Source organism: Bacillus cereus group sp. Bce019, from assembly GCF_051781745.1.
Classification (GTDB): Bacteria; Bacillota; Bacilli; order Bacillales; family Bacillaceae_G; genus Bacillus_A; species Bacillus_A cereus.
The window spans coordinates 139,487-152,926 of sequence record NZ_JBPWJX010000012.1 but is presented as its reverse complement, the minus strand read 5'-3'; the positions used below and the strand labels follow the sequence as shown (position 1 = coordinate 152,926).

Below are 13,440 nucleotides of genomic sequence, written 5' to 3'. Positions count from 1 at the left end.
ATCCATTCGAAATGACACACCCAGGGATTGCAGGAGCAACTCTTTTAAAGAAAAATTAAAAGAAGAGGGGGGACAAGTCCCTCCTCTTAGTTTACAATATAGGGATTTTATACGTGAATAGAGGTAGGGAGATTATAAGTAAGTAACAGTGGCGTTTAATAGTTCATAGAAACAAAATTAAGAGGAGCAGCAATATAATCAACATCACTTTTAAATAAAGAGGATTTATTAAAACATCCTATCATGTTAACAACAAGTTTACATGAATCTTTATAAATAACTATGACCAACCATGAATAAATAGTTGGCCATAATTATCTTAAAGATCCATATCTTTTAATCCAGGACTATGCTCATTTGGCATCTCAGGAAGTTCTGGTACAGGAAAACCTTTTGGCGGTTCCGTTACTGTTAATGTTCCTTTGTTTCTACTTGGTGATTCACCTTGGAATATTTCTCCCATTCTTGTTGAATCTAAGCTGAAATTAAATTGTGCGTTATGGAATCCCATGTCTACATACTTTCTACACTCTGGGTATTTATTAATATCATAGTTCGGCACAGGGAAGAGTTTGCCCCATTCAACCCCAAGTGTCTCTAAAGCTTTTGCAAAAGCATTTTGATGTGCATTATCACGTACAATTAAAAATGCAAGTGTTTCTCTAAAGGTTTGATTAGAACTCATTTCATAAATTCTAGTTTTTTGAAGTACACCTGTAGATTCAAGTACGACATTATCTAGTAAATCGCTAATTAAGTTTCCATGACTATATACCCAAGATCCATTCCATGGGTTACCAGCTGCATCAACAGGTAATGAACTTTGAGCACCTACAATAAAGTGATGAGGATTTGCATGTTTAACCGCTTCGTCAAGTGGTGCTGTGTCAATACCAGCATTTCCAGGCGTAGGTTCACCAGATCCAGTTAATAGTTGATTAATTGTATGTTGTACAAGTTCTACATGGCTTATTTCCTCTAAAAAAACACCTCGAAGTAAATCACGATATTGTTTCTCTTTACCTCTAAAATTTGAGCTTTGGAAAAAGTATTGCATCATTGTACGCATTTCACCATAATGCCCACCTAATATTTCTTGTAAAACTTTTGCAGCAGCTGGATCTGGTTTATCTGGCTTAATCATATTAATTATTTCCTCTTTATAATAAAACATGAAGTACACCTCTTTTTAAGTTAGTTAACATTGTTATCGTTTCCGTTAATTGGTTACTTAATACTTGAATTCATTTTTTTACCAATAAAGTGTTGCATCAAAATGCAAAATCTTTTTGCAATAACTATTTTCGATGTGAGATGAAAATGGGGGAATAGATACTTAGAATTTAATAAAAAAGATAAGATTACGGAGTGTAATCTTATCTTTGCACTAAGAATAATGAATTGTAGCTTCAAGGTTTCAGAATGACTTTTATACAGTCATCTTCACGATTATTAAAAATTTGATAACCGTAGCTCGCTTCTTCAAGGGGGATTTTGTGTGTAATAATCTCTTTTGGATCAAATTCTTTATTTGTTATTTTTTCAAATAGTTCCGGCATAAAATGAATGACAGGTGCTTGTCCCATTTTAAGGTTAATATTTCTAACCCAAAATGCCCCGAGTGGAAATGCATTATAATTGCCACCATAAACGCCGGTCATTTGAACTGTTCCATATTTTCTTACGGCTTTCGTAGCGATTTGAATAGGGCCGAGAGTTCCGCCTTGTAATTTTAATTTTTGTTCCAGAAATTCTAAAGGCGATTTTTTTCCATCCATCCCCACGCAATCAATGACTACATCGGCACCACCATGTGTAATTTCCTTTAAATGTTCTCCCATATCTGGGAATTTTGTAAACTCAAATACCTCAACATTGTTAATCTTTTTTGCATAATTCATCCGATAATCTAAGTAATCCACTGCAATTACACGTTTAGCACCTTGCATCCAAGCAAATTTTTGTGTCATTAATCCAACAGGTCCACAACCAAGGACGATAACAGTATCACCTGGCTTAACGCCTGCGTTTATTACACTCCAATAGGCTGTTGGTAAAACATCTGATAAAAAGAGTAGGGATTCATCTTCAAGTTCGCATGATTCCGGTATAACAAATGGAGTGAAATTTCCAAAAGGAACTTTCAAATATTCAGCTTGTCCACCTGGATGATTACCAAATTTCTCGGTATAACCAAAGTATCCACCAGAATCGTAATGAGGGTTCGAGTTATCACATTGACTTTCCATTTCATGTTGGCAATAGAAACAATGTCCACAAGCAACGTTAAAGGGGATCACAACACGGTCTCCTTTTTTTACTTTAGTAACATCTGGACCAACTTCTTCAACAATTCCCATTGGCTCATGACCAATAATGTACCCTGGAGGTAACGGCATGTTGCCTTGATATAAATGTAAATCAGAACCGCAAATAGCGGTTGAAGTAATTTTTACAATAATATCATCTTTTTTTTCTAACTTTGCATCATCCACCTGTTTAACTTGTACTTGGTTTGGACCTTGATAGGTTACAGCTTTCATCTCATATCTCCTTAGGAATCGTTTTTCATAATTTATATGTATCCTCTTGGCAAAACAGAAATCTTTAGTAAAGAGGAATCTATACATAGTGTTGTTATGACAGTATGTTATAGCAACTCTTCTTTCTTATGTCTTTTGCTCTATTTTAAGAAGAAACCCAATATTTATTCATGAATAAATTCCCATAAAAAGGATAATTATTATTTCATAATTTGAAGCATATTAAAAACATCGGAGGTGAAATAAGATGGCAAACAATAATGGTGGAAGTCGTAATGAATTGTTAGTTCGAGGTGCTGAACAAGCTCTTGATCAAATGAAATATGAAATTGCACAAGAGTTTGGTGTACAACTTGGTGCAGATACAACAGCTCGTTCAAACGGATCTGTTGGTGGTGAAATTACAAAACGTTTAGTAGCAATGGCTGAACAACAACTTGGTGGTAGAGCTAACCGCTAAGAGAATTCGTATAAAATATAGCGAATATGTAAATCAATTTCTTTTGTATATGTATAAAATAAAAAACCTTATAGTAAATGGATTCTCACTCAAAGATTATTGATAATCTTCTTTCATAATCTTTGGGTATTTAATTTGTAAACTACTTTCCTAAACAATAAACACGCAGTGTTGGAAAGGTGTTTTCCATGCATAGTAGAAAAGCTTTTGCAGGAAAAAGCATACTTAAAAATTTGATTTCAATATTAAAATCAATATTTATTATCATATTTTCGAAAGGGAGGAATTTAAAAATGGGTATATTAAGTGGAAATCCTCAAAATGAACCGTTACATTACGGAGAAGTATTTGATATTTGGAGTTATCTTCTTGCTGCACAAGGTGCAATCGCAAGCCATCAAGTATTTATGAATCACACAGGTGACGAAGATTTAAAGAAGTTTTTAGAAAGCTTAATTGAAAATGATATGAATTCGGAAATAGAAGAATTAAAAACTCTTTTAAAGGTTAATGGAATAGCTTTACCGCCTGCTCCGCCAGAACGACCAGTTGCATCTATTGAAGACATTCCTCCTGGAGCACGTATTAATGATGCAGAAATTGCAGCAGCGGTTTCTACAGGGTTAGCAGCTGGACTTGTGACATGTAGTCAAGTAATGGGAAAATGTCTTCGAGAAGATGTAGGGATGCTATTCGGACAATTTCATATGAAAAAAGCACAAGCAGGTGTAACTTTGCTACGTTTAAGTAAGAAAAAAGGGTGGGTAGTTCCACCTCCATTACATGTAAGAAATTCAGATCAAGCTTAATAAACAAAAATAAAAAAGTGGCGTTGGCCACTTTTTTATTTTTTAGATGTATCCTCAAGCTTGGATTTATTTATGGTGGAAGAATCTATATATTCATCTGACATTTCCATAGCATATTTATCATGATGAATATGATTGTGATTTCTTAATTCATTATCGTTACGCAGTACTAGCCTCTTCATATAAATGTGGAAGAAAATTTCTATTCCACCAATAATTAATGCGGCTATAAATGAAGAAAGTCCAATGTTACGAGTAGCATCTAAATCAGTAAACAAGGATGTTAGTAACCAAATTCCAAAGAAGCTTAAGCCTAGATCTGCTATTGTAGCAATCATATTTCCGTATTTAGGTAAAATGAAGAGGTCTCCGATTAAATAGGCAGCTCCTGTAAGGAAAAGAGAAATGAGTAATACTCTAGGAATTGAAATGCCTTTAAAGATACTAAGTATGACTAGTAATACTGCAGTTATCGCTGTGTATTTAATTAATAAAGCAACAAAATGTTTCATCATTTTCCTCCATTGTTTAAAAGTATATGGAATAAAATATTTCATTAAAAACGGGTTATGCTTTTATATAGCGTAACCCGTTTTATTTTGTGTTGGAGGACTATTTAGGATATCCCATGGCACGTATGTTATATTTCGTTCTCCTATACATTATTATACTGGGCTTAAAGAGCATCAATTATACCTTTGAATTTGTGGTCACAATTACCAATTAATTAGCTATATATTTTAGCATGTAATTTAACATATTAAAGAAAGAAGGAGGTGAAATAACATGTCAAACAATAACAGTGGAAGCAGCAACCAATTATTAGTACGTGGCGCTGAACAAGCTCTTGATCAAATGAAATATGAAATTGCTCAAGAATTTGGAGTGCAACTTGGTGCAGATGCAACAGCTCGTGCAAACGGATCTGTTGGTGGTGAAATTACAAAACGTCTTGTATCATTAGCTGAGCAACAACTTGGCGGTAGCGTTACTCGTTAATTTTATATACGAAATGGATATAGAGGAGAGGCATGCGGTCTCTCCTTTCTCATACATTTTTTTAGTAAATAAGCTTAGTAGCGTTAGAATTTTTTTAGATTTACAACTATAACTCGAATTTATTTGTTTAACTTTTAGACTCACGAGGTTTTAAATACATAATTAATTTTTGAGAAATAAAAGGATAAAAGATGTGAGGTTGTATTTGATACGAAAGGAGCAGGAAAAATGAAATATGAAGCGTTATTTACAGTTGAGATTTCTGTAGGAAGTGAAAGAGTAGCAAACCATAAAATAAAGGCTCATGATGTCGTTGATGTTGTTGAAAAGCTTGCTGAGAAGTACTTAAGTGACCATGAGGGGCATTCTCAAAATGAATAAAGGAGAATAGTAATATGACCTGTCATGATGTTAAGAACGAAAAGAAAGAAAAAAAAGATTTAAAATGGTGGCAACTCGCACTTATTGGGATTGGTTGTACAATAGGGACCGGCTTCTTTTTAGGATCCAGTATAGGAATTAAAATAGGCGGTTCGTCAATTATTCTTATTCTTATTTTAACTGGATTTACTACTTATATTGTATTTGAAGCATTGGCAAAAATGGCTGTAGAAGATCCGCAAAAAGGATCTTTTCGCATTTACTCAAAAAAAGCTTTTGGAAATTGGGCGGGTTTTAGTCATGGATGGACATATTGGTGTTCTGAACTGCTTATTATGGGCAGCCAGTTAAGTGCGTTAGGAATCTTTTCACGCTACTGGTTTCCTAAAATACCCTTATGGATATTTGCTGCTATATATGGAGTAGCGGCTATATTAATTATTTTTATAGGGGTAAAGATATTCGAACGTTTAGAGAAATGGATGGCTATTATAAAAATCGCTGCTATTATGGGGTTTATTGTAATTGCTATTTTAGTTATTTTAGGATTTATAAAGGGTGGTTTATATAAAGCACAAATTCCGCGGAATTTTAAAGACTGGTTCCCAAATGGATTAAAAGGCACTTGGTCCTCTCTAATTTATGCATTTTATGCATTTGGAGGAATCGAAATTATGGGGTTAATGACAATAAGACTGAAAGACCCTAAAGATGCACAAAAATCAGGAAGAGTAATGTTAATGATTTTAACGATTATTTATGTAGTCTCTTTAGGGTTGGCAATTATGATGGTTCCATTAAACCAGTTTAATACGAAAGAAAGCCCTTTTGTAGTAGCATTACAAGACTATAATTTGCCGTATGTGCCATTTATTTTAAATGTAGTATTAATTTTAGCGGGTTTTTCAACATTAGTTGGTTCATTATTTGCAGTGACAAGTGTACTCATGAACTTAGCTGAAGAAGGTGATGCACCTGCAATGTTTGCTAAAAAAAACAAAAAAAACATCTCATTCCCAGCCCTAATTCTTATTATAATTGGACTTGGTGCCTCTATCCTTAGTGCTTTATTACTGCCCAAAAATATATATGAATATGTAACAACTGCAGCTGGATTAATGTTGTTATATACATGGAGTCTCATTCTTCTTTCATTTTGGAGATTAATGAATCCAAAAGGGTGGATGCAGATAAAAAGTATTATTGGTCTTATAATGATTGCACTAGCTGTTAGTGGAACATTATTGCAAAAAACAACGCGTTTTGGTTTCTTAGTGAGCTTGTTGTTTTTAGGAATAGTTATTATTGTTACTATAATTGTTCATTTTGTCTCAAGGAAAAGGAATACAGCTATATGAAGAATCTATTTTTACACAATATGAGTAGTATATAACAACTAAATAATAGAAGTTATTGAAAAATGATTTGGTAAGTTTGAAAACCAAAATATAATCCATAAATAATAAGTGATATTCCAGATATTACTGTTATAAGAGACAATATACGCGTATTTAAAATTTTACGAAATATACTAGAAGTACTTGCCATCGTAATATCCCAAATAAAAATACCTAAAATAGTACCAAAGCTATATAACAAAAGCTGCTCTTTATTATAGGAAGAAGCGGCTTTTGCTAATATAGAGCCGAAAATTCCAAGCCAAAATAGAATTGTCAATGGATTCGATAAAGACATAAAAAAACCAGAAAAAAAGCTTTTAATAATTGAATCATCATTTCTAGTATTACTAATACTAATTTGATTCGCATTTTTTAAACTTTCAATGCCTGTATAGATTAAAACAAAAGCTCCGAAAGACCATAAGAAAAGTTTTATAATATCTTTTTCGAGGAAATGAATTACACCTAAATAAATAAGTGTCATGTAGATAACATCTGCAAGTAAGGCTCCTATGCCAAGAATCCAAGCGTGAAAAAACCCACTCCTAATACCTTTTTCTAACTGTGCAGCATTAATAGGCCCCATTGGAGCAGATAATGATAAACCTAAGAAAACATAGCTTAAAAATATGCCCACGTATAATATGCTCCTCCCACTAAATTTGATCTATATTAAATCTATTCAGTGGTTAAAGTTTGTACAACTAAATAATAAAAAACGGAGTGAATTACTTATTTTTATGAAAGTATTTTATGATTCGAGAAAATGGACACTTGGATGGGACGGTTTCATCATCACGTAAAAAATATTGCTGCCATTCATAATTATCTTTTTCACCATAATCTTTAAGAGAGGGATGAATAGGAGCTTTGTCATAAGCGGCTAGACGTTGGCGTATTACGTCTTTTAGTTTTCGACTGCGTTTCTCAGAATTCATAACCCCCTGTAAAACCCATCTAGGTGTTAAAGCGAGCATCATACATGAAAAATGTCTACTTTGTCTATTGACATGAGCGGGTGTAGCGCAGTAAACGAAATATGATTCATTATGAAAGCAAAATTCCCAAGTATTCTCCATAGGGTCATTTGGAATGTGCGTAGGCCATTCCACCTCGTCCAAACAACTAGTTGTATTAAGTAGAGACCAATACATATGTTCAAAATCTTCAACTGTAGTTTCTCGCAGTAAATCTATTGGTGTATGAATAAAAACAATAAGTGAGGCGTATTGACCTGTGTCTCTAGAACATTCAGTATATTCTTTAAGTAATGCAGCAAAACCCTCGCTAGTATTCGTATCTCTAGGATCACCAATGAACCCGTACCTGAGGTGATTTGCTGTAAAGCCGTGTTGAGCTGGTATACAAGGGAAAGGTTTATTTTTATCTGTCATTTTTAATTTAAAAGAACGGAAAGCTTCTTGTTGCCAATGTGGAAGGGTAATAATATTTTTTTGTAAAGAGTCTTTATCATAAAGTATAGTCATCTTTTTATCCCTCCTAAGTCATAATATATAGCCTATTAATTATTTAGGAATGGGTGACTAACACGACTAAAATAATTATTTTTCAATCTATAAAAATAAAAGCATTTAATGAAGAATCCCCTTCAATGTAGTTACTTTAATAGTTAATTTTTAATCATGTATAAATTTAAGTAGCTATAACATTTAAAAAATATATAAGGAATATGTAGGTACAATGTTCAAATTTATAGTTTCTAACTAATATGGTTTATAACAAAACAAGAAGGGATGTATTATGATGGGGATTTTTAAAGAAGAAAAAATTAAATTTATAGATTGTAAAGGCGAAGAAATCATTTTGAAAATCAAAATTAAGGATATAAAAAAGTAGGGAAGAGGAATTAAGGATACTTTATTGTGATTAACATAGAAGGATAATAAGCAATCATGAATTAGATTGAAATGAATTCATGTAGTATAGGCCCTTTTTGAATTTTTTTGCATAGTGTAGCATGAATGAATATTAAGGGGGAACGTCTATGTCTTATCCTAATCAGCTAGCTTGGCATGAAACATTGGAGTTACATGAATTAGTAGCATTTCAAGCCAACGGTTTAATCAAATTAAAAAAATCAGTTAGGAATGTACCTGATCAAGCACTTCAATCGTTATATATTAAAGCTATAAATGCCATCCAAAACAATCTACAAGAGTTAGTACAATTTTATCCTTATGCTCCTGGATTTCAATCGCAGCATCGTGATGACACTGGATTTTACGCTGGAGATTTACTTGGACTAGCAAAGATATCTGTTCGAAACTATGCAATAGCTATTACCGAAACTGCAACACCACGACTTAGAGAAGTTTTAACCCGTCAAATAAATAGTGCTATACAATTACACGCACAGGTTTTTAATTTTATGTATGAACGTGGTTACTATCCAGCTTATGATTTAAAGCAGCTATTAAAAAATGATGTGCAGAATGTGCAAAAGGCGATACAAATGCAATATTAAAATGAAGATTTGGAAATTATCATTAGAGAAAAACTATAGTTTATTTATAGAAAATTAAATAGTTAAGACTAAATGGTAATTTCCATTGTTAATAAATTGATTAAAAGCTAAAAATATAGATTGATTCTAAAATGTTAAAGAAATTATACTAGCGCTATTTTAGAATGGTGAACCACTTCAAGTTTTTTAGTGAGTTTTAATCAAATATTAAATACGCTTGAGAATGAGTATTTATATGATACATCTAATTGAATGTTATTTTCCTTTGGCACTAAGTATGTTTAGCGCGTTTTTCTTTTGGGAAAAATAAGAATATACATTAGTGGAAAGGATAGGATTTAATGGTTACCAAAACCGATAATACAAGCTATTTAACCTCTTCTGTTTATTTGACCCGTAATCTATGGTCAGGTATCTTGTTTGGGCTAGGGTTAGTAGCTTTTATAGATGAAACTATTTTTCATCAACTGCTACATTGGCACCATTTCTATGATAAATCTACAACAGATATTGGACTCATTTCAGATGGTCTTTTTCATGCTTTTAGTTGGTTTGCAACGATTGGTTCCTTGTTTATGGTTGCTGATCTTCGCCGTAGAAATGCATTTTGGTTGAAAAGATGGTGGAGCGGATTAATGCTTGGTAGTGGTGGATTTCAATTATATGACGGTATAATTCAACATAAACTAATGAAAATACATCAGATTCGATACGTAGATAATGTTTTTATCTACGACGTAATATGGAATATAATTGCGACTGTAATGCTCTTAATTGGCATTCTGCTAGTTTTTCAGACAAGAACTGATGAAAGATTATTGAGAGGTAAAAGCTTAAATGAACAATAACCATCTTCATCATGAAATATGGAATGCGCTGGATATTTTACTATTCGTATTCATTTTAATTATGTTAATAATTTATATAGTAGCCACGATTTTATCAAATCGCCATTACAAACGATGGCCGTTATATCGAAGTGTCTTCTGGATTTTAGGACTTATTTGTGTGGCAATAGCAGTTGTTGGGCCCTTAGCTCATCGTGCTCATAATGATTTCACAGTGCATATGCTTGTGCATTTACTCCTTGGGATGCTTGCTCCAATTTTTATAGCATTAGCCGCTCCAATGACTCTTTTTTTACGAACGCTCAATGTGAAAGCAGCACGACGTCTTTCAAGGATACTAAAGAGTAGGCCTCTACAACTTCTTACTCATCCAATCATCGCAACCTTGCTTAATTTAGGAGGGCTATGGATTCTCTATACGACTAGCTTATACTCGATGATGCACGAAAGTATACTTCTTCATTTGTTCATACATTTCCACGTTTTTATTGCAGGATATCTGTTTACCACATCAATGATTTATGTTGATTTAATATCCCATAGGTATAGCTATATGTACCGATCAATTATTTTAATAATTGCATCAGCTGGTCATGGGATATTATCAAAATACATATATGCTCATCCGCCTACTGGTGTAGTTACTGAACAAGCTGAAATGGGAGGCGTGCTGATGTATTATGGCGGGGATTTCATTGATATTGTTCTTATTTTTATACTTTGTTTGCAATGGTCTAGGGGTAGCAAACCGAGAACGAAAGTCAATAATATAGTAAGTTTATCGGATTTTTTGAAACTAAAAACTTTGAAATAAAATTTAATCATACTGTACTTAAAAGAAACTTTGATAAAAATAAGTATTATATTTTCATTTTTTAAAATTTACGTTATAACTATTCAATATTGAAATATCTCCATGTTCATCCTAAAGACTCTAACATTGAATTAATTCCATCATTTCTATGAAATATACAAGATGAGATAATGGAATCCAGTTTGTCATTAATCTATCTACGCTAATTTTTTATTTCTGTCACAACATCTTAATAACTTTCATAAAAACCTTTTTAGAAGCCAAGTTAAAAGGTTTGAATTTTGGGATATGGTTAAAAATATAGAGTTTGTATGAGTTTTAAAAAATTATCAATAAAAAAGTAGCTAGCAAAAGCTAACTGCAGCGAGAAAGTTACATCCATGAATGTAAGGAGTATAACTATTTCATGGGTTAAGTATAGTATGAAAAAATTTTAAGCTTATACAAAAAATTAAAAAGAGCAGTTATTTATATGACTGCTCTTTAATGGTAAGAAATAAAGCCTGGGTAAGAAGCAGACTTTATTAAAGATAGTGTGTGCGAAAGCTTGCTTTTTATTCCAAAAGAGTAGTTCTATTCTTAGGATATAGAGATTGCCAACATTCAATTTTTTAACAGATTAAGTTAAAAACCTTTTGAATGATAATTTTGTATTATATTTTGATTCATTAATCTGAAAAGATAAACAAAGTAATTTCATGCTTAATGTATCTTTTTGTCTACATATTTTCCATAATCGGGTACAGCGATTTTATCAAATTCTTGAACGAGTGTTCTGAGGCTTGTTGATAGCAATTCACCGGACATTGGTATCCCATGTCCAGTAATAGCGACTAGAGGCTTTACTTCTTCTAATTTAATGACTGATTCTTTAGCGGTTTTCCAGTCTGTTGTTAAATAACGAGGGGGACCGCTTATTTCCTGTTCCTGAGTAAATACTTTATATAGATATTCCTGTTTCACTGTAACAAAAGCGTCCCCAGCAATTAAAGTTCGGTCTTTTTCTCGAAATAATGAAATATGCCCAGGAGTATGCCCTGGTGTATGAATCCATCTAAACTCTGGCATATGAGGAACAGTTCCATCGGTAGGTAGTGCTTTTACGCTACTTCCTAAATCAATCGGTTCATTAGGGAACAGGGGAGACATTTTCGCTACCATACCACCTTCAACTGTTGGATCTGGTTCAGGATAGCTTTGTTGTCCGGTCAGGAAAGGTATCTCCATTTGATGGGCATAGACGGGAACATCCCAATACTTAATGAGTTCAATTATTCCACCAACATGATCAAAATGCCCGTGAGTTAAAATAATTGCTTTTGGGCGGCTGTTTGTACCAAATCGATCCTCAGCGACAGAGATAATTTCATTTGCACATTTAGGCATTCCAGCATCAACTAAAACAAAATCATTGCTCTCGGGATTTCCAACAAAACAGATGTTGACGATTTGAATCGTGTAACAAAATAAATCAGGCAATACTTCGATGCCATGACCACTTTCAATTGAAGTTGCTGGAATAAACTTATAATCACTTCCATAATTCATCTCATTGTCCACTTTTTATCCCCCTTAATATATGTTAATACGACATTATAGTTCCCTAATTTCTCAAATCCATTTTGGAGGATCTGAGAAAAGAATGAGTGGGGGATTAAAAAAACAATAATTTACTCCTAGAATTAATGTGGAGACATATCAATTTATATAAAGTGCAAACAAAAAATATTGATTGTAAAGTCGTAGTTTCTACTATTATTTTGAGTTTAAGTGTATATCTTTTAAGAGGATATACCAAGTTCTTTTATTTTGATAATTACTTGAAACTTGAATAGGGAAAACATGATCAAGCCCCCATTCTAATTCGTTTATTTCATTTTCATGTCCTGTTGGATAGAGTAAAAGAATCTTAAAATTATTTTTAACAATATTCGATAAAACGGTTTGTAATTCTAGTGCTTCAGTCAAGTTTCCGCCCCATCTAACAAATAAAATGGATTGTGAATGATGAATTTTTTCGTAAAAGTTATCAATTCTTCGATCTAATTTTTGTTTAAAATCATGGTATGTGATGAACCAATCTTCATTTGGAATAACAGGGAAATCATGATAAGATGTTACGTTATATTTTGTGTCTTTTATAATATGAGAAAAAACAGGTTGTATCACACCATCATTAAACACAATATTTTGTTCCGGCATTGCGTGCATGTTTTTTAAATCCATAAAGTCTATAAAATTATTTTTCAATAATGTATTGATAGAAGAAAGATTGGGTGATTCAAACCAATCTAGAGGACCTGAATATTTCCGCAGCCTATATTTTTTCAGATGAATAGCGGTATAACAATTTTCCCCTAAACTAATAACATCATCATAAATTCCTTGAAGCTTTTTCATTTCCAATACAATCATCCTTTTTTTGGGAAAATAGGAGAACTAATTCATTATAAATAATATATGTATGTATAAAACCTCCTGTGAAAAGGCTCACAGGAGGTTAAACTAAAGCGTATTTCGGGTTATATACTATTTGTCGAGGTAAGAATTGTGTGTGATAATTAATGGCGTTTTAGAAAAAAGGGGAAAAACAGAAGTACATTGAAGTTAGTTGTGAATAAATTATAATTTAAAATTGAGCGGAAATAAGGAGCCCCAGTTACTTCATTATGCAACTGGGGCATTTTTTAATCTCTTCCTA

At 32.8% G+C, this 13,440-nt stretch carries 15 protein-coding genes; 8 read left to right on the top strand and 7 right to left on the bottom strand.

The features are described 5' to 3' along the window. Window positions 1–319: 319 nt before the first annotated feature. Together ACS2QP_RS17480 and ACS2QP_RS17475 are read right to left on the bottom strand one after the other, a co-directional pair. Window positions 320–1,174, bottom strand: coding sequence for a manganese catalase family protein (locus ACS2QP_RS17480; RefSeq protein WP_438882688.1), 855 nt, complete (start codon window positions 1,172–1,174; stop codon window positions 320–322). A gap of 235 nt (window positions 1,175–1,409) precedes the next feature. Further along, window positions 1,410–2,543 (bottom strand): zinc-dependent alcohol dehydrogenase, encoded by a 1,134-nt coding sequence (locus tag ACS2QP_RS17475; RefSeq protein ID WP_000649068.1) that lies wholly within the window; start codon window positions 2,541–2,543, stop codon window positions 1,410–1,412. A gap of 247 nt (window positions 2,544–2,790) precedes the next feature. Here ACS2QP_RS17475 and sasP point away from each other — a divergent pair, with 247 nt between their 5' ends. Together sasP and ACS2QP_RS17465 are read left to right on the top strand one after the other, a co-directional pair. Beyond that, complete coding sequence (gene sasP, locus ACS2QP_RS17470) at window positions 2,791–3,003, top strand: small acid-soluble spore protein, SasP family (RefSeq protein ID WP_153581818.1); 213 nt, start codon at window positions 2,791–2,793, stop codon at window positions 3,001–3,003. A gap of 293 nt (window positions 3,004–3,296) precedes the next feature. Further along, window positions 3,297–3,812, top strand: coding sequence for a DUF3231 family protein (locus ACS2QP_RS17465; protein ID WP_000512129.1), 516 nt, complete (start codon window positions 3,297–3,299; stop codon window positions 3,810–3,812). A 35-nt stretch (window positions 3,813–3,847) separates the two neighbouring features. Here ACS2QP_RS17465 and ACS2QP_RS17460 read toward each other — a convergent pair whose 3' ends face one another. Beyond that, entirely contained in the window at window positions 3,848–4,324 is a 477-nt protein-coding gene (locus tag ACS2QP_RS17460) for a YndM family protein (protein WP_153581817.1), read from the bottom strand. Between the two features lie 274 nt (window positions 4,325–4,598). Between ACS2QP_RS17460 and ACS2QP_RS17455 the strand changes: the two genes are divergently transcribed. From ACS2QP_RS17455 to ACS2QP_RS17445, 3 genes are all read left to right on the top strand, one after another. Then, window positions 4,599–4,811 (top strand): alpha/beta-type small acid-soluble spore protein, encoded by a 213-nt coding sequence (locus ACS2QP_RS17455; protein WP_061403061.1) that lies wholly within the window; start codon window positions 4,599–4,601, stop codon window positions 4,809–4,811. Between the two features lie 228 nt (window positions 4,812–5,039). Then, window positions 5,040–5,192, top strand: a complete 153-nt coding sequence (locus ACS2QP_RS17450; RefSeq protein ID WP_000872953.1) for a hypothetical protein — start codon at window positions 5,040–5,042, stop codon at window positions 5,190–5,192. Window positions 5,193–5,206: 14 nt separating this feature from the next. After that, window positions 5,207–6,550, top strand: coding sequence for an amino acid permease (locus ACS2QP_RS17445; RefSeq protein ID WP_332284306.1), 1,344 nt, complete (start codon window positions 5,207–5,209; stop codon window positions 6,548–6,550). Window positions 6,551–6,602: 52 nt separating this feature from the next. Here ACS2QP_RS17445 and ACS2QP_RS17440 read toward each other — a convergent pair whose 3' ends face one another. Both ACS2QP_RS17440 and ACS2QP_RS17435 read right to left on the bottom strand, forming a co-directional pair. Beyond that, window positions 6,603–7,229 carry a LysE family transporter gene (locus ACS2QP_RS17440; RefSeq protein WP_000510855.1) on the bottom strand — a complete coding sequence of 209 codons (627 nt, stop codon included), beginning with the start codon at window positions 7,227–7,229 and terminating at the stop codon, window positions 6,603–6,605. A 91-nt stretch (window positions 7,230–7,320) separates the two neighbouring features. Further along, on the bottom strand, window positions 7,321–8,079 hold the full coding sequence (locus ACS2QP_RS17435) for a YqcI/YcgG family protein (RefSeq protein ID WP_326263840.1): 759 nt from the start codon (window positions 8,077–8,079) through the stop codon (window positions 7,321–7,323). Between the two features lie 518 nt (window positions 8,080–8,597). On the opposite strand from ACS2QP_RS17435, the gene cotF reads away from it, so the two are divergent. From cotF to ACS2QP_RS17420, 3 genes are all read left to right on the top strand, one after another. After that, window positions 8,598–9,077: a spore coat protein CotF gene (gene cotF / locus ACS2QP_RS17430; RefSeq protein WP_153581814.1), complete on the top strand. Its 480-nt coding sequence runs from the start codon at window positions 8,598–8,600 to the stop codon at window positions 9,075–9,077. Between the two features lie 341 nt (window positions 9,078–9,418). Beyond that, window positions 9,419–9,925, top strand: coding sequence for a DUF2243 domain-containing protein (locus tag ACS2QP_RS17425; RefSeq protein ID WP_153581813.1), 507 nt, complete (start codon window positions 9,419–9,421; stop codon window positions 9,923–9,925). Next, window positions 9,915–10,739 carry a cytochrome c oxidase assembly protein gene (locus ACS2QP_RS17420; RefSeq protein WP_438882687.1) on the top strand — a complete coding sequence of 275 codons (825 nt, stop codon included), beginning with the start codon at window positions 9,915–9,917 and terminating at the stop codon, window positions 10,737–10,739. The genes ACS2QP_RS17425 and ACS2QP_RS17420 overlap by 11 nt, the downstream gene beginning before the upstream one ends. A gap of 702 nt (window positions 10,740–11,441) precedes the next feature. Here the strand turns inward: ACS2QP_RS17420 and ACS2QP_RS17415 are convergent. Continuing rightward, window positions 11,442–12,299, bottom strand: a complete 858-nt coding sequence (locus tag ACS2QP_RS17415) for an MBL fold metallo-hydrolase (RefSeq protein ID WP_438882686.1) — start codon at window positions 12,297–12,299, stop codon at window positions 11,442–11,444. A 195-nt stretch (window positions 12,300–12,494) separates the two neighbouring features. Beyond that, entirely contained in the window at window positions 12,495–13,154 is a 660-nt protein-coding gene (locus tag ACS2QP_RS17410; RefSeq protein ID WP_326235069.1) for a DUF1796 family putative cysteine peptidase, read from the bottom strand. Between the last annotated feature and the right edge of the window lie 286 nt (window positions 13,155–13,440).

Coding starts and splice junctions, on each gene's coding strand:
- ACS2QP_RS17480 (WP_438882688.1), bottom strand. CDS start 1,174: ATGTTTTATTATAAAGAGGAAATAATTAATATGATTAAGCCAGATAAA.
- ACS2QP_RS17475 (WP_000649068.1), bottom strand. CDS start 2,543: ATGAAAGCTGTAACCTATCAAGGTCCAAACCAAGTACAAGTTAAACAG.
- sasP (WP_153581818.1), top strand. CDS start 2,791: ATGGCAAACAATAATGGTGGAAGTCGTAATGAATTGTTAGTTCGAGGT.
- ACS2QP_RS17465 (WP_000512129.1), top strand. CDS start 3,297: ATGGGTATATTAAGTGGAAATCCTCAAAATGAACCGTTACATTACGGA.
- ACS2QP_RS17460 (WP_153581817.1), bottom strand. CDS start 4,324: ATGAAACATTTTGTTGCTTTATTAATTAAATACACAGCGATAACTGCA.
- ACS2QP_RS17455 (WP_061403061.1), top strand. CDS start 4,599: ATGTCAAACAATAACAGTGGAAGCAGCAACCAATTATTAGTACGTGGC.
- ACS2QP_RS17450 (WP_000872953.1), top strand. CDS start 5,040: ATGAAATATGAAGCGTTATTTACAGTTGAGATTTCTGTAGGAAGTGAA.
- ACS2QP_RS17445 (WP_332284306.1), top strand. CDS start 5,207: ATGACCTGTCATGATGTTAAGAACGAAAAGAAAGAAAAAAAAGATTTA.
- ACS2QP_RS17435 (WP_326263840.1), bottom strand. CDS start 8,079: ATGACTATACTTTATGATAAAGACTCTTTACAAAAAAATATTATTACC.
- cotF (WP_153581814.1), top strand. CDS start 8,598: ATGTCTTATCCTAATCAGCTAGCTTGGCATGAAACATTGGAGTTACAT.
- ACS2QP_RS17425 (WP_153581813.1), top strand. CDS start 9,419: ATGGTTACCAAAACCGATAATACAAGCTATTTAACCTCTTCTGTTTAT.
- ACS2QP_RS17420 (WP_438882687.1), top strand. CDS start 9,915: ATGAACAATAACCATCTTCATCATGAAATATGGAATGCGCTGGATATT.
- ACS2QP_RS17410 (WP_326235069.1), bottom strand. CDS start 13,154: ATGATTGTATTGGAAATGAAAAAGCTTCAAGGAATTTATGATGATGTT.